Genomic DNA, 24,225 nt, shown 5'->3' on the forward strand with positions numbered 1-24,225 from the left:
GTTGGGGAGGACTACCGGTCTCCGAAGATCGTGCGGTGCCAGTCCTTCGTGGCCACCGCGGTGTTTTCGTACATCACATGCTTGACCTGCGTGTACTCCTCGAAGGAATACGCCGACATGTCCTTGCCGAACCCGGACGCCTTGTAGCCGCCGTGCGGCATCTCGCTGATGATCGGGATGTGGTCGTTGACCCAGACGCACCCCGCCTTGATCTCGCGGGTGGAGCGGTTGGCGCGGAACACGTCGTGGGTCCAGGCGGAGGCGGCCAGGCCGTAGGGGGTGTCGTTGGCGAGCCGGATGCCGTCGTCGTCGCTGTCGAAGGGCAGGGCCACCAGGACCGGTCCGAAGATCTCCGACTGCACGACCTCGCTGTCCTGCGCGGCGCCGGTGATCAGGGTCGGACGGTAGTACGCGCCGTTCTTCAGCTCCCCGCCCGGGGCCTCGCCGCCGGTGACGACGGTGGCGTAGCCGCGGGCGCGGTCGACGAAGGCGGCGACACGGTCGCGCTGGGCGTGGCTGATGAGCGGACCGAGGTCGGTGGAGGGGTCGAACGGGTCGCCGAGGCGGACGGTCTCCATGAGCTCGGCGACGCGGGCCACGAAGGCGTCGAAGAGCGGGCGCTGGACGTACGCGCGGGTGGCGGCTGTGCAGTCCTGGCCGGAGTTGATGAGGGAGGCGGCGACGGCGCCGTGGGCGGCGGCCTCCAGGTCGGCGTCGTCGAAGACGACGAACGGGGCCTTGCCGCCGAGTTCGAGGTGGAGCCGCTTCACGGTGGCGGTGGCGATCTCGGCGACGCGCTTGCCGACCGGGGTGGAGCCGGTGAAGGAGGTCATGACGACGTCGGGGTGGCCGACGAGGTGCTCGCCGACGGTCCGGCCGGCGCCGTTGACGATGTTGACGACCCCGTCCGGGATGCCGGCCTCCGTGGCGGCCTGCGCGAACATCAGCGAGGTGAGCGGGGTGAGTTCGGCCGGCTTCAGGACGATCGTGTTGCCGGCGGCGATCGCCGGGAGGATCTTCCAGGCGGCCATCTGGAGCGGGTAGTTCCAGGGGGCGATGGAGCCGACGACACCGATGGGCTCGCGCCGTACGTACGAGGTGTGGTCGCCGCTGTACTCGCCGGCCGACTGGCCCTGGAGGTGCCGGGCGGCCCCGGCGAAGAAGGCCGCGTTGTCGACCGTGCCCGGGACGTCGAACTCGGTGGACAGCTTGATCGGCTTGCCGCACTGGAGGGACTCGACGTGGGCGATGTCCTCGGCCCACTCGGCGAGGACGCCCGCGAACCGGTGGAGGGCGTCGGAGCGCTCGCCCGGGGTCGCGCCCGCCCACGCGGGGAAGGCCTCCTTCGCGGCGGCGACGGCGTCGTCGACGTCGGCGATGGAGGCGAGGGTGTAGCTGTACACGCTCTCGCCCGTGGCCGGATCGACGACGCTGTGCTCCTCGCCCGAGGTTCCGGGGCGCAGCCGCCCGCCGATGTACTGTGCGCCGTCCGCGAAGCGGTCCGTCAGCTGGAAGCGGTTGCCCATGACGCTCTCCGTTGTTCCAGTTCGAATTGAGTGCCGATCCTGACAGAGGCCGATCGGTCCAACAAGTGATTCCGTCGTTGCCTTTTGGTTACGCGACGGAATCGGTCGACCATGTGTCGAGGCCTCCTCTTAATGACCGTACGGAATGTCCGTGGCGGCTGCCAGAATCCCGTGCATGGGGACGATCGAGGAGTTGACAGAGCAGGTCAGCCGGGGTGAGCGGGTTCGCTGGCTGCATTTCTGGGGGCACCGTCCGCGACCGGACGGGCAGCTCTCGGCGAGCTGTCTGAGCCAGTGGTGGGAGTCACCGTTCGAGGTCGACGGGGTGCGGTACGCGACCGCCGAGCACTGGATGATGGCGGCCAAGGCGCGGCTCTTCGGGGATGCCGAGGCGGAGCGGGCGGCGCTGTCGTCCCGTACGCCCGCGGAGGCGAAGAAGGCGGGGCGGCTGGTGCGGGGCTTCGACGACACGGTGTGGGAGCGGGAGCGCTTCGGGATCGTCGTCGAGGGCAGCGTCCACAAGTTCACGTCGGACCACGCGCTGCGGGCGTTCCTGCTCGGCACCGGGGGGCGCGTCCTGGTGGAGGCGAGCCCGCTGGACCGCGTGTGGGGCATCGGTCTGGCCGCCGACGACCAGCGGGCGAAGGACCCCTCCCGGTGGCGGGGCCTGAACCTGCTGGGGTTCGCCCTGATGGAGGCACGGGAACGGCTCCGCTCGGGCGCATGAGGAGGGGCCCCGGCGCGCGGCGCGGGGCCCCTGCTCCGTGACGGCTCGCGTCAGCGGTTCTCGACGACCAGGCTCGTCGCGAACGGGTCGTCCGAGCTGTCCTCGTACTTCTCGCCCTGGACGACGGCCCAGACGACGAAGGCCAGGAAGACGGCGCTGACCAGGATGCCGATGGAGCCGAGCACGATGCCCGCCGTCGCCATGCCGCCGTTGTTCGCCTCGCCCCGCTGGACCTTCTTGCGGCCGATGATGCCGAAGACCAGGGCCAGGATGCCGAGGACGACACCGAGCCCGTACATGCAGAAGCCGACCACGGCGATGATGCCGAGCACCATCGCCGCCGTCCCCATCCCGTTGGACGGGGGCTGCTGCCAGCCCGGCTGGCCGTAGCCGCCGCCTCCCGGATAGCCCGGGTACCCGGGGTATCCGTATCCCGACGTCACCGGCGCGCTGACCGGCGGGGGCGTCGGGTAGCCGTACGAGCCGGTCGCGGCGGGGCCGCCGGGGGCGACCGGCGGCGGCGGAACGTCCCCGGCCGAGGGCATGGCGGTCATCGTCGGCTGGTCGTGCACCGGCGGGCGGTCCTGCGGCGTGGGCGCGGGCGTCGCCGGCTTGCTCAGTTCCACCCCGTCGCGGTTCGGCGGAGCCCACGGGTCCGCCGGGTCGTACCCGCCCCGCGGCTGGTCGCTGTTGTCAGACATGGGCCTCCCCCATCGTGGTCACGCCATGCTACGACCTCGCTCCGACACGGGCCCTGCCCGGCCTACGATGATCCGATGACCGATCTGCACGCCTTCATCGCGGGGCTCCCCAAGGCCGAGTTGCACGTCCACCACGTCGGCTCGGCATCCCCCCGGATCGTCGCCGAGCTGGCCGCCCGGCACCCGGACTCCAAGGTCCCCACCGACCCGGAGGCGCTCGTCGACTACTTCGTCTTCACCGACTTCGCCCACTTCATCGAGGTCTACCTCTCCGTCGTGGACCTCATCCGCACCCCCGAGGACGTCCGGCTGCTGACCTACGAGGTCGCCCGCGACATGGCCCGGCAGAACATCCGGTACGCCGAGCTGACCGTCACCCCGTACAGCTCGACCCGCCGCGGCATCGACGAGCAGGCCTTCATGGCCGCGATCGAGGACGCCCGGGTGGCGGCCGAGGCCGAGCTCGGCGTCGTGCTGCGCTGGTGCTTCGACATCCCCGGCGAGGCCGGCCTGGAGGCCGCCGAGGAGACCGCCCGGCTCGCGGTCGACCTGCGCCCCGAGGGCCTGGTGGCGTTCGGGCTCGGCGGCCCGGAGATCGGTGTGCCGCGCCCGCAGTTCAAGCCGTACTTCGACCGGGCGATCGCGGCCGGCCTGCACTCCGTCCCGCACGCGGGTGAGACGACGGGTCCGGAGACGATCTGGGACGCCCTGAACGACCTGGGCGCCGAGCGCATCGGCCACGGCACCAGCGCCGTGAAGGACCCGGCGCTCCTGGCCCACCTGGCGGAGCACCGGATCGCCCTGGAGGTCTGCCCGACCTCGAACATCGCGACCCGGGCCGTCGTCGACCTGGACCAGCACCCCCTCAAGGAGATGGTGGCGGCGGGTGTCCTGGTGACGATCAACAGCGACGACCCGCCGATGTTCGGCACCGACCTCAACAACGAGTACGCGGTCGCCGCCCGCCTCCTCGACCTCGACGAGCGCGGTCTCGCCGCCCTGGCCAGGAACGCGGTCGAGGCATCCTTCCTCGACGAGGCCGGGAAGGCCCGCATCGCCGCGGAGATCGACAGCTACACGGAGAAGTGGCTGGCGCGCTGACACACTCGCGACAATGGCCCCATGGACCACGTCACTGTCGTAGGCCACCGCGGCGACCCGTACCGCGTCCGAGAGAACACCCTCCCCTCGATCGTCTCGGCGATCGAGGGAGGCGCGGACGCCGTCGAGGTCGATGTGCGGCTCACCGCGGACGGCGTTCCCGTCCTGCTCCACGACGACACCCTCAAGCGGCTGTGGGGCCATGACCGGCCCCTGTCCGCGCTCACGCACGCTCAGCTCCGCGAGCTGACCCACGACGGCGTCCCCACCCTGCGCGAGGCGCTGATCGCGGCCGGGCCGTACCGGCTGATGCTCGATCTGCCCGGCGGGAACGAGGCGTCGGTCCGCCGCATCGTCGGCACGGTCCGCGAGTGCGGCGCCGCCGAGCGCGTCTACTACTGCGCGGGGGGCGTCGCCATGCTCCAGGTGCGGGCCGCCGACCCGTCCGCCGAGATCGCGCTGACCTGGACGTCGCTCGCCCCGCCCCGCCCGACGCTGCTGGACGCGGTGCGGCCGCGCTGGCTCAACTACCGTTTCGGGCTGGTGAGTCGGGCGCTCGTGGAGCGGGTGCACCAGGACGGCTTCCTCCTCTCCGCCTGGACCGCGGACACCCGGCGGACCATGCGTAAGCTCCTGTCCCACGGGGTGGATTCGATCACCACCAACCGTGTGGACGCGCTCGCCGCCGAACTGCGAAGGGGTACTCCGAGGTGACCGGGACCGAGAGGATCCGTACCGACATCGCGCACAACGCGCGGGTGTGGAACTACTGGCTGGGCGGCAAGGACAACTACCCGGTGGACCGGGAGGTCGGCGACACGGTCACCGGCTTCTACCCGAGCATCGGGGAAGTGGCGCGCGCGGACCGGGCCTTCCTCGGCCGCGTGGTGACGCATCTGGCGGCCGAGTCGGGGGTGCGCCAGTTCCTCGACATCGGTACGGGCCTGCCGACCGCCGACAACACGCACGAGGTCGCACAGCGCCTGGCCCCCGAGGCCCGGATCGTCTACGTCGACAACGACCCGATCGTGCTGACCCACGCCCGCGCGCTGCTGACCAGCGCGCCGGAGGGCCGCACCGAGTACGTCGACGCGGACGCGCGGGAGCCGCAGCGGATCCTGGAGGCGGCGGCGCGGACGCTGGACCTGTCCCGGCCCGTCGCGGTGATGATGCTCGGCATCCTCAACTTCGTCCTGGACACCGACGAGGCCCGGTCCGTCGTCCGTACGCTGATGGACGCGGTGCCCTCCGGCTCGTATCTCGTGCTGACCCATCCGACGCTGGAGCCGGAGCTCGGCGGCGAGGGGAACGTGGCGGCGATGGCGTTCTGGAACGAGAACGCGACCCCGCCGATCACGGCCCGCACCCGCGCCGAGTTCACCTCCTTCCTGGACGGTCTCGACGTCCTGGAGCCGGGGATCGTGTCCTGTGCGAGCTGGCGGTTCTCCCCCGCGGGCGAGGTGGCGCAGTTCGGCGCGGTGGGCCGGAAGCCGTAGTGGGCATACGGGGGGACGTACGGGGGTGGTGGGAGCGGGCGCGGGAGTTCGGGGCCTCCCGTCCGCAGGCCGTCGACGTCGGGATCGCCCTGCTCGTCCAGGCGGCCATGACGATGCCGTTCGTGGTGCCCCGCCCGCCCGAGCTGGAGCCGGCGACCTGGCCGGCGTACGGGCTGACCACGCTCACCGTGCTGCCGCTGGTCTGGCGGCGGCGCGCGCCCTTCGCCGTGCTGCTCGCGGTGGTGGCGGCCAGTGCGCTGTACCGGCTGGCCGTGGAGGGGCCGGGCCAGCCCCTGCCGTACACCGGGCTCGTCGTGGTCTACACGATCGCCGCGATCGCGCCGCCGTGGCAGCGGATCGCGACGCTGCCGCTGCTCGTGGTGGCGGTGCCGGTGTCGGTGTGGCTCAACACCCGCTCGCTCCGTGAACTGACCTTCTCCCTCTTCGTGTTCGCGGCGGCGTACGTCTTCGGGCGGCTGACCGACGCCCGGCAGCGGGCCCACCGCGTCGAGGCCGAGCAGGCCGCGGCGCGTGAGCGGGCCCGGATCGCCCGGGAGATGCACGACATCCTCTCCCATGCGGTGAGCCTGATGATCGTGCAGGCGGAGGCCGGTCCGGTGGCGGTGCGGGCGGCTCCGGAGCGGGCGGAGGCCGCGTTCGACGCGATCTCCGCGACCGGCCGGGACGCCATGGCGCAGCTGCGCCGGATGCTGGGGGTGCTGCGCGACGGGACGGAGGGCGACGGGACGGGGGGCGACGCGCCCCGGGAGCCGCAGCCCGATCTCGGCGGGCTGCCGGAGCTGGTGGAGCGGGTCCGGGCCAGTGGCCTCGACGTCTCGTACGCGACGACGGGCGGGGTGCGGGCCCTGCCCGCGGCCACCGGGGCGACGGTCTTCCGGATCGTCCAGGAGGCGCTGACGAACGTGGTGAAGCACGCGGGGGCGCGTACGGCCTCCGTGCGACTGGCGTACGGGGACGGGGTGCTGGAGGTGGTGGTGACGGACGACGGGCGAGGGCCACGGCGCGGCACGCGACCGGGGAGCGGCGGGCACGGGCTCCTCGGGATCCGGGAGCGGGCGGCCGCGCACGGCGGGACGGCGGCGACGGGCCCGGGCCCCGGCGGCCGCGGCTTCGAGGTGCGGGTGGCCCTCCCGGTGCCCTTACCGGCGGCTTCTCCCGTGCCTTCTCCGGCGTCTTCTCCGGCGTCCTCCCCGGTGTCTTCTCCGGCGGAGGTGGCGCGTTGACGATCCGAGTGGTGGTGGCCGACGACCAGGAGCTGGTCCGCAGCGGTTTCGCGATGATTCTCGACGTCCAGCCGGACATCGAGGTCGTGGCGGAGGCCGGTGACGGCGCGGCGGCGGTGGAGGCGGTGCGCCGCCACTCCCCCGAGGTGGCCCTGCTGGACATCCGGATGCCGCGGATGGACGGCATCGAGGCCTGCCGGGCGATCAGCGCGGAGAGCGGCTGCCGGAGCGTGATGCTGACGACCTTCGACTCCGACGCGTACGTCTACGAGGCGCTGCACGCGGGGGCGAGCGGCTTCCTGCTGAAGGACGTGCGCCGGGACGATCTGGTGCACGCGGTACGGGTGGTGGCGCGGGGCGACTCGCTGCTCGCCCCGTCGGTGGCGCGGCGGCTGGTCGAGGAGTACACCCGGCCGACCCCCCGCGCGCCCCTGCCCGACGCGCGGCTCGACGCGCTGACGGCCCGCGAGCGGGAGACGCTGCTGCTCCTCGCGCGAGGCATGTCGAACGCGGAGATCGCGGCGGAGCTGGTCGTCAGCGACCACACGGTGAAGACGCACGTGGGGAACGTGCTCGCGAAGCTGGGGCTGCGCGACCGGATCCAGGCGGTGATCTGCGCGTACGAGACCGGTCTGGTCACGGCCGGTTCTCCCCCGCCCGGGGGATGAACGGGGCGGGGGAAGATCCCCCGCTCCGGCGATCCGGTGATCGCCGCAGGTCAGCAGGATGGGAACCGTCGAGAACAACGGCTCACACCCACGGAGTTGACCATGAAGAGCACCACGCGCACGCTGTTGGCCGCCGCCCTCGTCCTGGGGGTCGCGGCGGGCCCGGCGGTTCTCCCGGCCGCCGCCACGGGCGCGCCGGCCGCCGTCTCCGTACGGACCGCGGACCCGCTCGAAGCGGCGATCGCCGGACTCCCCTCGAAGGACGCGACGGCCGCGCTGGTACGGGTCGGGGGCAGCGAGGGCGTCTGGCGCGGCACCTCGGGCGTGCACGACCTGGAGACGATGCGGCCCGCGGATCCGGACGCCCGGTTCCGCACGGGTTCGGTGACCAAGGTCTTCACGGCGGCGGTCGTCCTCCAGCTGGCCGCCGAGGGGCGGGTCGACCTGGACCGGCCGGCCCGCTCGTACCTGCCCGAGCTGATCCCGGGCCGGTACGGGAAGGTGACGGTCCGGCAGCTGCTGAACCACACCCACGGGATCCCGGCGCCCGACTTCGCCGGTTCGACGGTCGAGGAGTGGTACGCGAACCGCTTCGAGATCCACGACCCGCGCGCGATGGTCCGCTCGGCGACGGCGAAGCGGCCCGAGTTCGCCCCGGGCGAGCAGCAGCACTACCTCAACATCGGATACACGATCGCCGGACTGCTCGTCGAGAGGGTCACCGGCGACACGTACGAGCGCCAGGTCGCCGCGCGGATCATCCGGCCGCTCGGGCTGAGCGGCACGTACCTTCCCGGGACCGACCCGCGCATCAGGGGCCCGCACAACCACGGCTACCAGACGATGCGGCTGGCGGACGGGACGACCGGGCTGCGTGACGTGTCGGTGTGGGGCACGACGGACGGCTGGGCGGCGGGCGACCTCGTCTCGACCACGGCGGATCTGGAGCGCTTCACGAAGGCGCTGTTCCGGGGGCGGGTCGTGCGCGGCCCGCTCCTGGAGGAGATGTTCACGCTGCCGGAGGTGCCGGACTTCAGGAGCGGTGAGCCCGCCGCGTACTCCGTCGGGCTCTCGATGAAGAAGCTCGGCGGGCGGGAGGTGTGGGGCAAGACGGGAGGCCGGTGGGGCTACAACGCGGCGATCGCCTCGACCCGCCGCGGCGAGCGCACCCTGGTCTACAGCGTCAACGCGACGGAGGCGAAGGGCCAGGACATGAACAGGGTCGCCCTGGCCCTGATGGTGGCGGCCTACGGCGCGCCGACGGCCTGAGGCGCCTCGGCCACCGCCCGCACCGCTTCGAGGCGCTTGATCATCCGCCGTACGACGAGCAGCGGGATCACGCCGAAGACGCCGAACGACATGTCGATGACCGACCACCAGAAGGGGATGCCCCGGACGGGGCCGCAGATCAGGGCGAGCGGGATGATCCCGGCGCAGGCGATCATCCCGAACTCGATCACCCAGATGTTCCGTACCGGGTCGCGGTAGGGCCCGTAGAACGCGACGGCGATGACGAGGTGGGCGAAGGCCAGCCAGTCGGTGCCGTACAGCAGGAAGGGGTACTGGGAGTCGGCGGCGTCGAGCCCCTCCCGTACCCGGTGGACCCACTCCAGGAGCCCGGGGAAGAGCTCTGCGACCGGGGCCGCCCAGGACGTCAACGCGTCCTCGGTCAGCCGGAGTTCGGTGACGAGTGGGAAGGCGGTGAGCCCGCTCAGCACCAGACAGACGATGAAGACGACCAGCCACACACGGATACGCCTGAGAAGGGCTCTCGGCCCCTTCGTCTCGCTCATGACAGCACCCTACGCCCGTCATGAACGCGTTCAAAAACGGGGGTGGCCCGCGAACCGCGAGGTCACCCCCGGGGTCTCAGAGGCCGACGATCGAGTTCCACCTCTTCGCGAACTCCGTCCGCTCGCGCGAGGTGATGTCCCGGGCGATCGCGAGCCGCCCCCGCATCTCGTCGTCGGGGAAGATCAGCGGGTCCTCGGCGAGGGCCGCCAGCTCCTCGTCGCCGGAGTCGGCGAGCACGTCACGGGCGGCGGGGACCGGGCAGACGTAGTTGACCCAGGCGGCGAGCTCGGCGGCGACCTCGGGCTGGTAGTAGTGGTCGATCAGCCTCTCGGCGTTTGTCTTGTGCTGCGCGAGGTTGGGGATCATCAGCGACTCGGCCCACAACTCGGCGCCCTCCTCGGGGACGACGAACTCGATGTCGGGGTTGTCGGACTGGAGCTGGATGACGTCGCCGGAGTACGCCTGGCAGGCCAGTACGTCGCCGGTCGACAGGTCCTTGATGTAGTCGTTGCCGGTGAAGCGCCGGATGTGCCGCTGGGCGACGAGCTCCTCGATGTGCTCGCACACGGCGTGGAAGTCGTCGGCGGTCCACCGCGTCACGTCGACCCCGTTGCCCTGCATGAGCAGCGCGAAGGACTCGTCGAGCCCGGACAGCAGGGTGACCTTTCCGCGCAGGTCGGCGTCCCACAGCTCCTTGACCGACCGGATCTCCCGGCCGAGCTTCCTGCGGTTGTACGCGATGCCGGTGATCCCCGACTGCCAGGGGACCGTGTGCAGCCGGCCCTCGTCGAAGCCGGGCGAGCGCAGCTGCGGGTCCAGGTACCGGGTGACGTTCGGCTGGGCGGCCCGGTCCATCTCCTGCACCCAGCCGAGCCGTACGAACCGGGCGGCCATCCAGTCGCTGACGACGATGAGGTCCCGGCCGGTCTCCTGGTGGTTCATCAGCGACGGGCTGATCTTGCCGAAGAACTCGTCGTTGTCGTTGATCTCCTCGGTGTAGCGGACGGAGATCCCGGTGCGCGCGGAGAAGGCGTCCAGCGTGGGCCGCTTCGTGGTGTCGTCGTCATCGGTGTCGATGTAGAGCGGCCAGTTGGCGAAGTCGAGCGTACGGTCCCGTGCGGACAGGTCCCGGCCGGCCCGCTCCCCCGGCTCGACGTAGGCGGCCGGCACCCCGCACCCGGCGAGCACCGCCCCGGCCCCGACGCCCCCCATGCCGCGCAGCAGGGACCGGCGGGACATGTTCTTCCTCGCTGTCGCTCTCATCCGAGCAGCATCGCGGGCGCCTCCCGGCGGGGCAATGGACGGTCCGTCGACGGAACGACCGCGGCCCCGACACCCTGTCGATCAGGGTGCCGGGGCCGCGTGCCGGAAACCGGCGACTAGCCCAGGGACGTCATCACGTGCTTGATGCGCGTGTAGTCCTCGAAGCCGTACGCCGAAAGGTCCTTGCCGTAGCCGGACTTCTTGTAGCCGCCGTGCGGCATCTCCGCGACGAGCGGGATGTGGGTGTTGATCCACACGCAGCCGAAGTCCAGCGCGCGCGACATCCGCATCGCGCGGGCGTGGTCCTTGGTCCAGACCGAGGACGCCAGGGCGAACTCGACGCCGTTGGCGTACGCCAGGGCCTGCTCCTCGTCACGGAACGACTGCACCGTGATGACCGGGCCGAAGACCTCGTTCTGGACGATCTCGTCGTCCTGCTTGAGGCCGGAGACGACGGTCGGGGCGTAGAAGTAGCCCTTCTCGCCGACCTGGTGGCCACCGGCCTCGACCTTGGCGTGGGCCGGGAGACGGTCGATGAAGCCGGAGACCTGCTTCAGCTGGTTGGCGTTGTTCAGCGGGCCGTAGAGCACGTCCTCGTCGTCCGGCTGACCGGTCTTCGTGTCGGCGGCGGCCTTGGCCAGCTGCGTCACGAACTCGTCGTGGATGGACTCGTGCACGAGGACACGGGTCGCGGCCGTACAGTCCTGGCCGGCGTTGAAGAAGCCCGCCACCGAGATGTCCTCGACGGCCTTGGCGATGTCGGTGTCCTCGAAGACCACGACCGGGGCCTTGCCGCCCAGCTCCAGGTGGACGCGCTTGACGTCCTTGGAGGCCGACTCGGCGACCTGCATGCCGGCGCGTACCGAACCGGTGATGGAGGCCATCGCCGGGGTCGGGTGCTCGACCATCGCCCGGCCGGTCTCGCGGTCGCCGCAGATGACGTTGAAGACGCCCTTGGGCACGATCTGGCCGATGATCTCGGCGATCAGGACCGTCGACGCGGGGGTCGTGTCGGACGGCTTGAGGACGACCGTGTTGCCCGCGGCGAGCGCCGGGGCGAACTTCCACACGGCCATCATCATCGGGTAGTTCCACGGCGCGACCTGGGCGCAGACGCCGATGGGCTCGCGGCGGACGATGGAGGTCAGGCCCTCCATGTACTCGCCGGCCGAGCGGCCCTCGAGCATCCGGGCGGCACCCGCGAAGAAGCGGATCTGGTCCACCATGGGGGGAATCTCTTCGCTCGCCGTGAGGGCGAACGGCTTGCCGGTGTTCTCGACCTCGGCGGCGATCAGGTCCTCGGCGCGCTCCTCGAAGGCGTCCGCGATCTTCAGCAGGACCTTCTGGCGCTCGGCGGGCGTGGTGTCACGCCAGGCCGGGAACGCGGCCGCGGCCGCGTCCATGGCGGCGTCGACGTCCGCCTGCCCGGAGAGCGGAGACGTGGCGAAGACCTCGCCCGTGGCCGGGTTGACCACATCGATGGTCCGTCCGTCGGCGGCGTCCCGGAACTCCCCGTTGATGTAGTTACGCAGCCGGCGCAGCTCGGTGGTCACTTTGCCACCCCTCCTGTCACGTTCTTGGTCGCACTTCGTCGTGCGGCGTCCCGTTTGCTGAGACACCTCAGCCTAATCGCTTCCCTGACGCTTTCGACAGGCCCGACATCCGCCAACTTCGGATTCAGTGCGTTCTGGAACCTCAAACAACGAATTTCATCGCTCCGGGCTTGCCAGACCGACGAGTCTCGGTGCAGAGTGAATCCGTGGTCAGTCAAAGCGCGAACTCCAGAACCGGTTCCGGTTCGTCCCCGACGATCGATGCCGTCTCCCTGGCGATCATCGAGCAGCTCCAGGAGGACGGTCGCCGTCCGTACGCCGCCATCGGCAAGGCCGTGGGCCTGTCCGAGGCCGCCGTCCGCCAGCGCGTCCAGAAGCTGCTCGACCAGGGCGTCATGCAGATCGTCGCCGTCACCGACCCGCTCACCGTGGGGCTCCGGCGACAGGCGATGGTCGGCATCAACGTCGAGGGTGACCTCGATCCGGTCGCGGAGGCGCTGACTGCCATGTCCGAATGCGAGTACGTGGTGATGACCGCGGGCTCGTTCGACCTGATGGTGGAGGTCGTCTGCGAGGATGACGACCATCTGCTGGATGTGATCAACAAGCGCATCCGAACCCTCCCCGGCGTGCGCTCCACGGAGAGCTTCGTCTACCTCAAGCTCAAGAAGCAGACCTATATGTGGGGAACTCGATAATCGTGACCCAGGACCTGTCCAAGACCGCGTACGACCACCTGTGGATGCACTTCACCCGCATGTCCTCGTACGAGAACTCCCCCGTCCCCACCATCGTGCGTGGTGAGGGCACCTACATCTTCGACGACAAGGGCAAGCGCTACCTCGACGGTCTCGCGGGTCTCTTCGTGGTCAACGCCGGACACGGCCGCAAGGAACTGGCCGAGGTCGCGTACAAGCAGGCCCAGGAGCTCGCGTTCTTCCCCGTGTGGTCGTACGCGCACCCCAAGGCCGTCGAGCTGGCCGAGCGTCTGGCGCACTACGCCCCGGGCGACCTGAACAAGGTCTTCTTCACCACCGGCGGCGGCGAGGCCGTCGAGACCGCCTGGAAGCTCGCCAAGCAGTACTTCAAGCTGCAGGGCAAGCACACCAAGTACAAGGTCATCTCGCGTGCGGTCGCCTACCACGGCACCCCGCAGGGCGCCCTGTCGATCACCGGCCTGCCGGCCCTGAAGGCCCCCTTCGAGCCGCTGGTCCCCGGCGCGCACAAGGTGCCGAACACCAACATCTACCGCGCGCCGATCCACGGCGACGACCCCGAGGCCTTCGGCCGCTGGGCCGCCGACCAGATCGAGCAGCAGATCCTCTTCGAGGGCCCCGAGACCGTCGCGGCCGTCTTCCTGGAGCCGGTGCAGAACGCCGGCGGCTGCTTCCCGCCGCCGCCCGGGTACTTCCAGCGGGTCCGCGAGATCTGCGACCAGTACGACGTGCTGCTCGTCTCCGACGAGACGATCTGCGCCTTCGGCCGCCTCGGCACGATGTTCGCCTGTGACAAGTTCGGCTACGTGCCGGACATGATCACCTGCGCCAAGGGCATGACCTCGGGCTACTCCCCGATCGGCGCCTGCATCGTCTCGGACCGTCTCGCGGAGCCGTTCTACAAGGGCGACAACACCTTCCTGCACGGCTACACCTTCGGCGGCCACCCGGTGTCGTCGGCGGTCGCCATCGCCAACCTCGACATCTTCGACAAGGAAGGCCTGAACCAGCACGTGCTGGACCAGGAGGGCAACTTCTTCGACACCCTGAAGAAGCTGCACGACCTCCCGATCGTCGGCGACGTCCGCGGCAACGGCTTCTTCTACGGCATCGAGCTCGTGAAGGACAAGGTCACCAAGGAGTCCTTCACGGACGAGGAGACCGAGCGCGTGCTCTACGGCTTCCTCTCGAAGGCGCTCTTCGAGAACGGCCTGTACTGCCGTGCCGACGACCGTGGCGACCCGGTCATCCAGCTGGCCCCGCCGCTCATCGCCGACCAGGGCACCTTCGACGAGATCGAAGGCATCCTGCGCTCGGTGCTCACCGAGGCGTGGACCAAGCTCTGACCCTCCCCGCCGTCCCCGCCCCCCGCGAGGACGCAGGACCTCACGCCGCCCTCACGGCGTGACCCCGGCCCGGGTTGCCGCCATCCGAGTGGATGGCGGCGACCCGGGCCGTGTGCTGTCCGTACAAACGGATCGGAATCCTTACGGTGCCCAGTGACCGACAGGCCCGTCCCTTCGTTCCCCCGGACGGGGGAACGCAAGAATCGGATCCGACATCGAGGTGTACGCGATGGCCCCACCGGACAACGACGTGCTCTGGGCGCGTTCCCTGCACTGCACCCTGGAGGGCTCCGACGTCCTGACCGGCGTCTCCCTGGGGGTGCGCGAGGCCGAGATCCTCGCCCTGGTCGGCCCGCGAGGCAGCGGCAAGACCACCCTGATGCGCTGTCTGTCGGGACAGACGCTCGCCCAGCAGGGCGAGGTCTGGTTCAACAGCAGCCCCGTGCACACCATGAGCCCGGTCCAGCGCGAGCGGCTGCGCCGTGACCGGTTCGGCTGGATCGACCCCGAGCCCGGACTCGTACCGGAGCTGACCGCCTGGGAGAACACGGCCCTGCCGCTCCTGCTGCGCGGGGTCTCGCACCGGACCGCGAAGGCCTCCGCCATCGAGTGGCTGGAACGGCTCGACATCGGCGTCTGCGCCCGCAGACGCCCGCACGCGCTGAACCAGTCGCAGCGGCAGCGGGTCGCCATCGCCCGGGCCCTGGTCACCACCCCGGCCGTGCTCTTCGCCGACGAACCGACCGCCTCCCTGCACCGCGCCGACGGCGCGCAGGTGCTGCGCACGCTCACGGCGGCGGCCCGCTCGCACCGGATCACCGTCCTCCTCGCGACCCATGACACGGAGGTCGCCGCCCTCGCCGACCGCTCGGTCGCCCTGCTCGACGGCCGCCGGGTGGGCACCGCCGCACCGACCACCGGGGCGGAGGGCGTCGCCGCGTGCTCGCTCTCCGTCTAGTCCGCGGGTCCCACCCCCTCGTCCAGCTGCGGCGCCTCCTGGTCGCCACGGCGGCCGCGGGGGTCGGCTTCCTGCTGCTGTGCACGCTGGGCTACGCCGTGGGCCACCCGGACCGGTCGGCCGCCGCGACCCTGCGCCTGCTGTGGTGCCTCATCCCGCTGGCCGCGACCGTGCACTTCGCGGTCGCCGTGGCCCGTACGGATCCCAGCACCCGGCCGCGGCCCGGACTCTCGGCGATCGGGCTCGGCCCGGCCCGGCTCACGGCGATCGCCGCGGCCTCGACGGCCGTCTCCTGCACGCTCGGCTCGATGGTCGCGCTGCTGTTCTATCTGCACCTGCGCGGCGACATCACCGGCCTGCCGTTCGACGGGGCGGCCGCCGAGCTGCTCGCCGCGGGCCGGCCGATCCCGCTGGCCGGCGCGCTCACCCTGCTCGCGATCCTGCCCGTGGCCGCCTCCACGGCCGCCGGGCTCGCCCTGCGGCCCCGGAAGACTGCCCCGGCCCCCGAGGGCATCGAGAAGGCGGCGCCCTCGGGCCTGCCGTGGGGCGTGGCCCTGCTCGCGGTCGGCCTCGCCGTCGAGACGTACGCCGGGCAGGGCGGCCAGGACGGCGGGCTGCCGCTCCCGGGCCGCTTCGACGGCAGCCCGGGGGGAGTCCTCGCGGGCTGGATCCTCACCGCGATCGGCCTGGCGATGGCGGGGCCGGGCCTCACCCACGGGTGCGGCCGGCTGCTCCAGGCGGTCCGCCCCGGCGCGGTCCGGCTCCTCGCCGGCCGCGTCCTGATGGACGAGTCCCGCCGCATCGGGCGCCCGCTGGGCATCGTCTGCGCGGTGGCCTCGGGCGGGGTCGCGGCGGTGACGCTGTACAGCTCGGGCACGGGCGACTTCGGGCCGCTGACCGGCCTCGGGGCGGCGCTGGTGACGGCCTGCACGACGGCGACGCTGCTGACGGCGGCCCTGGAGTCCAAGCAGTGCCGCGCCCACACGTCCGCGGCCCTCGTCCGGCTCGGCGCCCCGCCCACGGTCCTGCGCACGGCGGCGCTGATGCGCGCGGGGGCGCTGCTGGCGGTCTTCCTGCCGCTGACCTGGCTGGTGGGATCCCTGGCAGCGGTCCCGCTGTCGGGCTGACGCCGGGGCACGGCCCCCCGCTCCGCGGGGGCCCTACCCTGTCCCCATGACCCGCCGCCCGCACGAACGCGAGATCCACGACACCGCCGAGTTCGACGCGGTGATCGCCCGCGGGTCGCTCATCGGACACCGGATCCAGTCCGTCGACCTGACCGACCGCACCTTCGCGCTGCTCTCCACCTCCACCGAGGGCGCCGTCTTCCTCGGCTGCGTCCTGCAGCCCGAGGCCGCCGCGAAGGTCCGCGCCGACGGGGCGCTCGTCTTCCCGCCCGTACCGGAGCTGGCGTTCGACCCGTACCGCGCGCGGCTCTACTCCCCCGGTGAACTGTTCGACCGTGTCGAGGACCAGGGGTACGAGGCGACGCCCGACTTCCTCGCGTACGACTGGTTCCGGCGGACGAAGGCCGACGGCGACATCTTCGCGTCGATGCTCCGCTCCATCCACGACGACGCGATCTCCGACGCCCTGGACGAACTGCTCGACGGCGCCCGGGTCGTGGGCGTCATGGGCGGGCACGCGATGGGCCGCGGCGGCGACGCGTACGCGGGAGCGGCCCGGCTCGGCCGGTCGCTGGCCCGCGCCGGGCTCACCGTGGCGACCGGCGGCGGCCCGGGCGCGATGGAGGCGGCGAACCTCGGCGCGTACACCGCGCCGCTCGCCGACGACGTCCTCGACGAGGCGCTCGAACTCCTCGCCAAGGCTCCCTCGTTCACCCCGTCCGTCACCGACTGGGCGCGCGCCGCCTTCGACGTCCGCGCCCGCTGGCCCCAGGGCGGCGACTCGGTCGGTGTCCCCACCTGGTTCTACGGCCACGAGCCGCCGAACGCCTTCGCCGGTCACATCGCCAAGTACTTCGCCAACGCCACCCGGGAGGACGGGCTGCTCGCTCGGTGCAACGCCGGTGTGGTCTTCCTGCCGGGCGCGGCCGGCACGGTGCAGGAGATCTTCGACAACGCGACCCCGAACTTCTACGAGTCGCGTGGCGAGCCCACCCCGATGGTGCTGGTGGACCGCGCCCACTGGACGGACCGGCTGCCCGCCTGGCCCCTGCTCCGGTCCCTCGCCGCGGACCGCCCGATGGCCTCCCGGATCGCCCTGGTCGACTCCGTGGACGAGGCCCCGGAAGCCCTCCGCCGGCTGAGGCTCCCGGGCTGAACCCGCCGCGCCCGTGACGGCGGTTGACGAGCCGTCACTTGACGTCGTCGGCGAGGACCTGGTCGGCGAGGACCACGACGTCCTCGGCGGCGAAGGACACGCCCACCTCCGTGCCTGCCTCCGGGGCGTCGCGGAGGGGGCACTCCGCCTCCAGGGGCGGCCCTTGGGCCGGGCGGAGCAGGACGGCGACGTGGGTGCCGCGGAACGTGCGGGCCTCGACCGTGCAGACCAGGCCGTCCGCCGGGGCCGCGAGACGGACACCTCCCGGGCGTACGAGGATCTCCCTCGCTCCCTGGGGCGATCCGTGCGGCACCGGGATCCTGCCCCACACGGTGTCGGCGGCCGCGCCGCTCACCGTCCCCGGCACGACGTTGTCGAAGCCGAGGAAGCGGGCGACGAACGCGGAGACCGGCCGCTGCCAGACCTCCAGCGGTGTCCCGGACTGAGCGATCCGGCCGTCCCGCATCACCACGACCCGGTCGGCGAGCGCGAACGCCTCCCCCTGGTCGTGGGTGACGGCGAGCACCGTCGTACCCAACCTCGCGAAGAGGCCACGCAGTTCGACCACGAGCCGTTCCCGCAGGCCGCGGTCGAGCTGCCCGAGCGGCTCGTCGAGCATCAGCAGCCGGGGCCGCGGGGCGAGCGCCCGGGCCAGCGCCACGCGCTGCTGCTCGCCGCCGGAGAGCGAGGCGACGGCCCGTCCGGTGGCCCCGGGCAGCCCGACGAGCTCCAGCAGCTCCCGTACGCGCTCGTCCCGTTCGGCCCGCTCCACACCGTGCATCCGCAGCCCGAAGGCGACGTTGCCGCCCACGTCCCGCTGGGGGAAGAGCTGGTGGTCCTGGAACATCAGCCCGACGCCGCGCCGGTGCACCGGCACCCCGGTCTGGTCCGCGCCGCCGAGCAGAACCCGCCCGCCGTCGAGCGCCTGGAGTCCGGCGACGGCCCGCAGCAGCGTCGACTTGCCGCTACCGCTCGGCCCGAGCACGCACACGATCTCGTGGTCGGCCACGCGAAGGCCGACGGAGTCGAGCGCGGGCCGCTGCCCGAACCGTACGGTCGCGTCCTCGATGTGCAGCATCAGAACTCCCCGGAGGCGGTCCGGCCCGCACGAAGCCGTTCGAGCAGCAGCAGGGACACCGCGCACACCACCATCAGAATCGTCGAAAGGGCCATGGCCTGGCCGTAGTTGAGCGCCCCGGGCCGGCCGAGCAGCCGGGCGACGGCGACGGGCAGGGTGGGGCTGTCGGGCCGGGCGATGAAGACGGTCGCACCGAACTCGCCCAGGGACACGGCGAAGGCGAACCCGGCCGCGATGAGCACCGCCCGCCGCACGAGCGGCAGATCGACCTCGCGCCAGGCCCGCAGCGGCGACGCGCCGAGCACGGCCGCCGCCTCCCGCAGCCGCTCGTCGACCGCGCGCAGCACGGGCAGCATCGTCCGTACGACGAAGGGGACGCCGACCAGCGCCTGCGCGAGCGGGACGAGGATCCAGCTCCCCCGCAGGTCGAACGGCGGCTCGTCGAGCGTGATGAGGAACCCGAAGCCGACGGTGACGGCGGAGACGCCGAGCGGCAGCATCAGCAGCGCGTCGAAGCCCCGCACGAGCCGCCCGGCCCGCCGGGTGAGGGCGGCCGCCGCGAGCCCGCCGATGACGAGGGCGAGGGCGGTGGCGACGAGGGCGTACCGGAGCGAGTTGCCGATCGTGTCGACCAGGGGCACGAGGAAGGTGCCGGAGGGGTCGACGGACTGCAGGGCCCGGTAGTAGTCGAGCCCGTAACCGTCCGGGGTGTCGAAGGACCGCTCGACGAGCACGGCGAGCGGCAGCACGAGCAGCAGGGCGATGGAGATCAGGACACCGCCGAAGAGCGCCCGCTGCCCGAGCCCCTTCGGCCGCCGTGCGGTCTGCTCGGGTGCGACGAGCTTCAGGGCCGTCTCCCGTCGCCGTACGGTCCGGGCGTGCACGGCGAGCACGACGCCGACGGCGACGAACTGGACGAGGGTGAGGACGGCGGCCGTCGTCAGGTCGAAGCGGTCGACCGTCTGCCGGTAGATCTCCGTCTCCAGGGTGGAGTACGTCGGCCCGCCGAGGATCTGGACGACGGCGAAGGAGGCGGCGGTGAAGAGGAACACCATCAGCGCGGCCGCGGCGACGGCCGGGGCGAGCGCCGGCAGGGTGACCGTCCGCCAGGCCGTGAACCGGGAGGCGCCGAGGACGCGGGCGGCCTCCTCCTGGCGCGGGTCGAGCTGTGACCAGAGGCCGCCTACGGTCCGGACGACGACGGCGTAGTTGAAGAAGACGTGGGCGAGGAGGATGGCCCAGACGGTGGTGTCCAGACGGACGCCCCACAGTTCGTCGAGGAGCCCGCCGCGCCCGACGAGCGCCAGGAAGGCGGTGCCGACCATGACGGTCGGCATCACGAACGGCACGGTCACGACCGCGCGCAGCAGCCCCTTGCCGGGGAACTCGAAGCGCGCGAAGACGTAGGCGCCGGGCAGGGCGATCAGCAGGGTCAGCGCGGTGGAGGCGAGCGCCTGCCACAGCGTGAACCAGAGGACGTCGAGGATCTCCGGCCGGGTCAGCGTCTCGCCGAGGCGGCCGAACCGCCACACCCCGTCGGGCCGCAGCCCGCGTTCGACGATCGAGGCGACGGGCCAGGCGAAGAAGAGCGCGAAGAAGGCGAGGGGCACGACCATCAGGCCGAGCCGCACCACGCTTCCCCGCACGTCTCCGCGGCGGCGTCCGGGATCCGCGCTCCGCACGCCGCCTTCACCGCCGTCGCGGCTTTCGCGCTCTACTTCAGGACGGTCGAGGACCACGACTGGATCCACTGCTCACGCTTCTCGGCGATCTTCTCGGGGGCCATGGTCTGCGGCTTGTCGATCACCACGCCGTGCTTGGTGAACAGCTCGGGCAGCTGGGCGCCCTCGGTCACCGGGTTGACGAACATCTGCAGCGGCATGTCGTCCTGGAACTTCTTGGAGATCAGGAAGTCGATCAGCGCCTTGCCGCCCTCGGGGTTCTTCGCCCCGTCGAGCAGTCCGGCGAACTCGATCTGCCGGAAGCAGGTGCCGGTGGAGACGCCGGTGGGGGCCTCCTTCGGCTGCGGCTCGGCGTAGAGGACCTCGACCGGCGGGCTGGAGGCGTACGAGACGACCAGCGGGCGGTCGCCCTTGGCCTGCTTACCGCCGGCGGACCCGGAGAACTCCTGGTTGTAGGCGAGCTCCCAGCTGTCGACGGTCTTGACGCCGTTGGCCTTGAGCTTCTTCCAGTAGTCCTGCCAGCCCTCGTCGCCGTACTGCGCGGCCGTGCCGAGGAGGAAACCGAGGCCCGGGGAGGACTTCTCGGGGTTCTCGACGACGAGCAGGTTCTTGTACTCCGGCTTGGCCAGGTCGTCGAAGGTCTGCGGGGGCGCGAGCTTCTTGTCGGCGAAGTACTTCTTGTCGTAGTTGACGCAGATGTCGCCGGTGTCGACCGGGGTGACCCGGTGCTCCTTGTCGACCTTCGTCTCGGGCAGGACGAGGTCCAGGCCCTTCGCCTCGTACGGGACGAAGATCCCGTTGTCGAGGGCGCGGGAGAGCAGGGTGTTGTCGACGCCGAAGAAGACGTCGCCCTGCGGGGAGCCCTTGGTCAGGATCTCCTTGTTGACGGCGACGCCGGCGTCACCGCTCTTGAGGACCTTGACGGTGAAGCCGGTCTGCTTGGTGAACTCCGCCAGCACCTCCTTGGAGGCGTTGAAGGAGTCGTGGCTCACGAGGGTCACGGTCTTCGGCGCGCGCTCGTCGTTCTTGCCCGCCGCGTCTCTGATGTCGTCGGTGCCGCAGGCGGCGAGGGTGGTGACGCCCAGCGCTGCGGCGATCGCCGCAGCGGCCATCTTCTTGGTGCTCACTGAAAATTCCTCCTGGGTGTGACCAGGAAGAGACGCGGCCCTGCCCACCGGAGGGTGGGCAGGGCGCAACAGCTCGAGTTGCGACCGAACTTCCTACCCAGAATGACCTGGGCAAGGTTCAGAGGGTCTGCGGTCCGATGACCGCACTCTCAGCGCTGTGGCGCTCCCCTGTCGGAATATGGAGATGTGTTCGAGCACAGACTACAAGGTCAGCGCTCCGAGGCCGCCAGCTGTCCACAGGCGCCGTCGATCTCCTGACCGCGGGTGTCACGGACGGTGACCGGGACCCCGTGGGCGGCGATGGCCTCGACGAAGGCCTTCTCGTCCTCCGGCCGCGACGCGGTCCACTTCGAGCCGGGCGTCGGGTTCAGCGGAATCAGGTTGACGTGCACCCGCTTCCCCTTGAGCAGTCGCCCGAGGAGGTCTCCGCGCCAGGCCTGGTCGTTGATGTCGCGGATCAGGGCGTACTCGATGGAGATCCGGCGGCCGGACTTCTCGGCGTACTCCCATGCCGCGTCGAGGACCTCGCGGACCTTCCAGCGGGTGTTGACGGGCACGAGGGTGTCGCGCAGCTCGTCGTCGGGGGCGTGCAGCGAGACGGCGAGGCGGCACTTGAAGCCCTCGTCGGCGAAGCGCAGCATCGCGGGCACCAGGCCGACGGTGGAGACGGTGATGCCGCGCTGCGACAGCCCGAGCCCGTCCGGCTCGGGGTCGGTCAGCCGCCGGACGGCGCCCACGACCCGCTTGTAGTTGGCCAGCGGCTCGCCCATGCCCATGAAGACGATGTTGGACAGCCGCGCCGGCCCTCCGGGCACCTCACCGTCGCGCAGGGCTCGCATCCCGTCGACGATCTGGTGCACGATCTCGGCGGTCGACAGGTTCCGGTCGAGCCCGGCCTGTCCGGTGGCGCAGAACGGGCAGTTCATCCCGCACCCGGCCTGGGAGGAGATGCACATGGTGACCCGGTCCGGGTAGCGCATGAGCACGGACTCGACGAGCGTGCCGTCGTGCAGCTTCCACAGGGTCTTACGGGTGGTGTCGTCGTCGCACGAGATGTGCCGGACCACGGACATCAGGTCGGGCAGCAGCTCCCCCTGCAGCTTCTCGCGCGAGGAGGCGGGGATGTCGGTCCACTCGGCGGGGTCGTGGGCGTACCGCGCGAAGTAGTGCGTGGACAGCTGCTTGGCGCGGAACGGCTTCTCGCCGATCGCGGCGACGGCCTCCTTGCGCTCGGCGGGCGTGAGGTCGGCCAGGTGCCGCGGCGGCTTCTTGGCTCCGCGGGGGGCGACGAAAGTGAGTTCTCCGGGCTTGGGCATGGTGGTACCAGTGTCGCAGACGCTCGTGAGTGACCCGGGGCCTCGCGCGACCGGGCGGTGACCGGCGTGGCCGTCGGGGGGCCGCGGCGGCCTCCGACGGCCCGGAGCCCGCCCCGTACCCCTGCCGTCAGGCGAACCGTGCGGGGCGCCGGGAGGAACGCGGCCTGACCACGATGCCGACGGCCAGGGCCCAGTAGACGACGAGGGCGGCGGTCAGGGCGGTGTTGCCCCAGCCGACGGCGCTGTAGAAGTCGGCGGCGTCCGTCCCGAAGAAGAGCGAGGGCACGAAGGCGACGTTGACGATCGCGACGGCGTAGGCGAAGCGTCCGGTCCAGCGGGGCAGGACACCGCTGCGCAGGATCGCGTATCCGGCGGCCGTCAGGAGGATCGCCGTCAGGAGTCTCGCGACCGATCCGTGCAGCAGCATGTTCGCGTGGGCCAGCGTGCCGTCGACGGTGGGGTCCAGGGTCCCTTCGGGGTGTTCGAGCACGGTCCCCGCCTCGATCGACGTGGCGACCAGGGTGACGATGACGTAGGCAAGCCCGGAGCCGAACACCAGGCTCGCCGGCCACTCGTACCCGGCGCCCGCGGTGCGGATCAGATGGCGCAGCCCCGTCAGGAAGACCAGCAGGGCTCCACACGTGAGGATGTTCAGCAGGATCCTGGCGAGCACGTTCGAAGCCGGCGGCGCTCCGGAGTACACGAAGTAGAGCGGAACGCCGACCGCGGCGAACAAGCCGGCGGCGATGCCGCAGACGCTCATCAGCCGTCGTATCACGATCTCATCCACGTGGTTCTTCCTTCCGTCGTACGGGAGTGGACTCCACTCGGGCCTCGATGCCGTCGAGCAGGTAGCGCATCCCGTGGCGGACGATCGGCGTGACGTCGCCGTCCTCCGCCTCGTCGAGACCTTCCTCGCCCGCGAGCGAGCACAGGGTGGGAAAGCGCGCCGGGTCCAGGCGCCGGGCCAGGACCTCGCCGTAGGCGGCGGCACCCGCCGGATCGAGCTCCGTGGCCACCCGCGCCAGATCGCGCACCGCGCTGGAGACGAAGGTGGCGATCGGAATCAGCTCTCCACGGTCGAGACCGCCGCGGTGGAGCGGGCTGAGGAGCGCCTCGAACCAGGCGAGCTCGTTCGGCCCGACCGGTGCGCTCGACGTGGGCGCCCGCAGCATCCACGGGTGGCCGAGATAGAGACCCCACAGCGCCTCCACCCACGCCTCGACCTCGGCGCGCCACGTCGTGGGCGAGGAGGGCGGCGCGGGCGGGCGGCCCGTGGCGGTGTCGACCATGGCCGCGACGAGCTGGTCCTTGCTCGGAACGTGCCGGTAGAGCGCCATCGCGCTGCACCCCAGCTCGGAACCGACCCGCTGCATGGAGAGCGCGTCCAGCCCCTCGGCGTCGGCGAGAGCGACCGCGGTGTCCACGATCAGCCTGACGCCGAGCCGGGGCCGGGGCTCTGCGACGCGCTCGGGATCGGTGCGCCACAGCAGGTCCGCGACCGCGCCGAGGTCGGTCGAGTTGCCGGGGCGGGCGGAACGATCGGCGCGGGACATGGCCCTCTCCCCTTCAGTAGGTTTACGCGATAAACGTAGCGTACGTCATAAACAAGCGCCAGGCCGTGCGGCACCGCCACGCACCCCTGG

Annotated in this window: 23 protein-coding genes and 1 riboswitch; of the genes, 12 read left to right on the plus strand and 11 right to left on the minus strand. The window is 71.5% G+C overall.

Going from position 1 to position 24,225, the window contains the following annotated elements; all coding sequences use genetic code 11:
* Positions 1-11 precede the first annotated feature (11 nt).
* Entirely contained in the window at positions 12-1,526 is a 1,515-nt protein-coding gene (locus tag M5362_RS13330) for a gamma-aminobutyraldehyde dehydrogenase (RefSeq protein ID WP_260227712.1), read from the minus strand.
* 175 nt (positions 1,527-1,701) lie between these two features.
* On the opposite strand from M5362_RS13330, the gene M5362_RS13335 reads away from it, so the two are divergent.
* Positions 1,702-2,253 carry an NADAR family protein gene (locus tag M5362_RS13335; RefSeq protein WP_260227713.1) on the plus strand — a complete coding sequence of 184 codons (552 nt, stop codon included), beginning with the start codon at positions 1,702-1,704 and terminating at the stop codon, positions 2,251-2,253.
* Positions 2,254-2,303: 50 nt separating this feature from the next.
* Here the strand turns inward: M5362_RS13335 and M5362_RS13340 are convergent, their stop codons facing one another.
* Positions 2,304-2,954, minus strand: a complete 651-nt coding sequence (locus M5362_RS13340; protein WP_260227714.1) for a DUF4190 domain-containing protein — start codon at positions 2,952-2,954, stop codon at positions 2,304-2,306.
* A gap of 75 nt (positions 2,955-3,029) precedes the next feature.
* Between M5362_RS13340 and M5362_RS13345 the strand changes: the two genes are divergently transcribed.
* The 6 genes from M5362_RS13345 to M5362_RS13370 all read left to right on the plus strand — a co-directional run bounded on the left by M5362_RS13345 (position 3,030) and on the right by M5362_RS13370 (position 8,732).
* Positions 3,030-4,055, plus strand: coding sequence for an adenosine deaminase (locus M5362_RS13345; protein ID WP_260227715.1), 1,026 nt, complete (start codon positions 3,030-3,032; stop codon positions 4,053-4,055).
* A 21-nt stretch (positions 4,056-4,076) separates the two neighbouring features.
* A complete protein-coding gene (locus M5362_RS13350) occupies positions 4,077-4,769 on the plus strand; it encodes a glycerophosphodiester phosphodiesterase (RefSeq protein ID WP_260227716.1) in 693 nt (230 codons plus the stop codon).
* Entirely contained in the window at positions 4,766-5,551 is a 786-nt protein-coding gene (locus M5362_RS13355) for an SAM-dependent methyltransferase (protein WP_260227717.1), read from the plus strand. The genes M5362_RS13350 and M5362_RS13355 overlap by 4 nt, the downstream gene beginning before the upstream one ends.
* Positions 5,551-6,795 carry a sensor histidine kinase gene (locus tag M5362_RS13360; RefSeq protein WP_260227718.1) on the plus strand — a complete coding sequence of 415 codons (1,245 nt, stop codon included), beginning with the start codon at positions 5,551-5,553 and terminating at the stop codon, positions 6,793-6,795. Before M5362_RS13355 ends, M5362_RS13360 begins: the two co-directional genes overlap by 1 nt.
* Positions 6,792-7,463: a response regulator transcription factor gene (locus M5362_RS13365; protein ID WP_260227719.1), complete on the plus strand. Its 672-nt coding sequence runs from the start codon at positions 6,792-6,794 to the stop codon at positions 7,461-7,463. Before M5362_RS13360 ends, M5362_RS13365 begins: the two co-directional genes overlap by 4 nt.
* Before the next feature lie 102 nt (positions 7,464-7,565).
* Positions 7,566-8,732: a serine hydrolase gene (locus M5362_RS13370; RefSeq protein ID WP_260227720.1), complete on the plus strand. Its 1,167-nt coding sequence runs from the start codon at positions 7,566-7,568 to the stop codon at positions 8,730-8,732.
* Here the strand turns inward: M5362_RS13370 and M5362_RS13375 are convergent.
* The 3 genes from M5362_RS13375 to M5362_RS13385 form a co-directional block, all read right to left on the minus strand.
* Positions 8,711-9,256 carry a hypothetical protein gene (locus M5362_RS13375; protein ID WP_260227721.1) on the minus strand — a complete coding sequence of 182 codons (546 nt, stop codon included), beginning with the start codon at positions 9,254-9,256 and terminating at the stop codon, positions 8,711-8,713. The two genes, M5362_RS13370 and M5362_RS13375, sit on opposite strands and share 22 nt — an antisense overlap.
* A gap of 76 nt (positions 9,257-9,332) precedes the next feature.
* Positions 9,333-10,496, minus strand: a complete 1,164-nt coding sequence (locus tag M5362_RS13380; RefSeq protein WP_260228042.1) for a PotD/PotF family extracellular solute-binding protein — start codon at positions 10,494-10,496, stop codon at positions 9,333-9,335.
* A 140-nt stretch (positions 10,497-10,636) separates the two neighbouring features.
* Positions 10,637-12,073 (minus strand): gamma-aminobutyraldehyde dehydrogenase, encoded by a 1,437-nt coding sequence (locus tag M5362_RS13385; RefSeq protein ID WP_260227722.1) that lies wholly within the window; start codon positions 12,071-12,073, stop codon positions 10,637-10,639.
* Positions 12,074-12,279: 206 nt separating this feature from the next.
* Between M5362_RS13385 and M5362_RS13390 the strand changes: the two genes are divergently transcribed.
* The 5 genes from M5362_RS13390 to M5362_RS13410 all read left to right on the plus strand — a co-directional run bounded on the left by M5362_RS13390 (position 12,280) and on the right by M5362_RS13410 (position 17,376).
* On the plus strand, positions 12,280-12,771 hold the full coding sequence (locus M5362_RS13390; protein WP_260227723.1) for an Lrp/AsnC family transcriptional regulator: 492 nt from the start codon (positions 12,280-12,282) through the stop codon (positions 12,769-12,771).
* Complete coding sequence (locus M5362_RS13395) at positions 12,756-14,135, plus strand: aspartate aminotransferase family protein (protein WP_260227724.1); 1,380 nt, start codon at positions 12,756-12,758, stop codon at positions 14,133-14,135. Before M5362_RS13390 ends, M5362_RS13395 begins: the two co-directional genes overlap by 16 nt.
* Positions 14,136-14,364: 229 nt before the next feature.
* Complete coding sequence (locus M5362_RS13400) at positions 14,365-15,093, plus strand: ABC transporter ATP-binding protein (RefSeq protein WP_260227725.1); 729 nt, start codon at positions 14,365-14,367, stop codon at positions 15,091-15,093.
* Positions 15,075-16,220 (plus strand): hypothetical protein, encoded by a 1,146-nt coding sequence (locus tag M5362_RS13405; RefSeq protein ID WP_260227726.1) that lies wholly within the window; start codon positions 15,075-15,077, stop codon positions 16,218-16,220. Before M5362_RS13400 ends, M5362_RS13405 begins: the two co-directional genes overlap by 19 nt.
* Before the next feature lie 46 nt (positions 16,221-16,266).
* Entirely contained in the window at positions 16,267-17,376 is a 1,110-nt protein-coding gene (locus M5362_RS13410; RefSeq protein WP_260227727.1) for an LOG family protein, read from the plus strand.
* Positions 17,377-17,410: 34 nt separating this feature from the next.
* Here M5362_RS13410 and M5362_RS13415 read toward each other — a convergent pair whose 3' ends face one another.
* The 6 genes from M5362_RS13415 to M5362_RS13440 all read right to left on the minus strand — a co-directional run bounded on the left by M5362_RS13415 (position 17,411) and on the right by M5362_RS13440 (position 24,135).
* Positions 17,411-18,454 carry an ABC transporter ATP-binding protein gene (locus tag M5362_RS13415; protein ID WP_260227728.1) on the minus strand — a complete coding sequence of 348 codons (1,044 nt, stop codon included), beginning with the start codon at positions 18,452-18,454 and terminating at the stop codon, positions 17,411-17,413.
* Positions 18,454-20,070 (minus strand): iron ABC transporter permease, encoded by a 1,617-nt coding sequence (locus M5362_RS13420; RefSeq protein WP_260228043.1) that lies wholly within the window; start codon positions 20,068-20,070, stop codon positions 18,454-18,456. The genes M5362_RS13415 and M5362_RS13420 overlap by 1 nt, the downstream gene beginning before the upstream one ends.
* A gap of 98 nt (positions 20,071-20,168) precedes the next feature.
* Positions 20,169-21,248 carry a thiamine ABC transporter substrate binding subunit gene (locus tag M5362_RS13425; RefSeq protein WP_260228044.1) on the minus strand — a complete coding sequence of 360 codons (1,080 nt, stop codon included), beginning with the start codon at positions 21,246-21,248 and terminating at the stop codon, positions 20,169-20,171.
* An 87-nt stretch (positions 21,249-21,335) separates the two neighbouring features.
* A riboswitch (TPP riboswitch) is annotated at positions 21,336-21,443 on the minus strand.
* A gap of 29 nt (positions 21,444-21,472) precedes the next feature.
* On the minus strand, positions 21,473-22,579 hold the full coding sequence (rlmN, locus tag M5362_RS13430) for a 23S rRNA (adenine(2503)-C(2))-methyltransferase RlmN (protein ID WP_260227729.1): 1,107 nt from the start codon (positions 22,577-22,579) through the stop codon (positions 21,473-21,475).
* 127 nt (positions 22,580-22,706) lie between these two features.
* Positions 22,707-23,369: a hypothetical protein gene (locus M5362_RS13435; protein ID WP_260227730.1), complete on the minus strand. Its 663-nt coding sequence runs from the start codon at positions 23,367-23,369 to the stop codon at positions 22,707-22,709.
* Positions 23,362-24,135, minus strand: a complete 774-nt coding sequence (locus M5362_RS13440; RefSeq protein ID WP_260227731.1) for a TetR/AcrR family transcriptional regulator — start codon at positions 24,133-24,135, stop codon at positions 23,362-23,364. The genes M5362_RS13435 and M5362_RS13440 overlap by 8 nt, the downstream gene beginning before the upstream one ends.
* Positions 24,136-24,225: the final 90 nt, after the last annotated feature.

The organism is Streptomyces sp. Je 1-79 (assembly GCF_025195125.1).
Classification (GTDB): Bacteria; Actinomycetota; Actinomycetes; order Streptomycetales; family Streptomycetaceae; genus Streptomyces.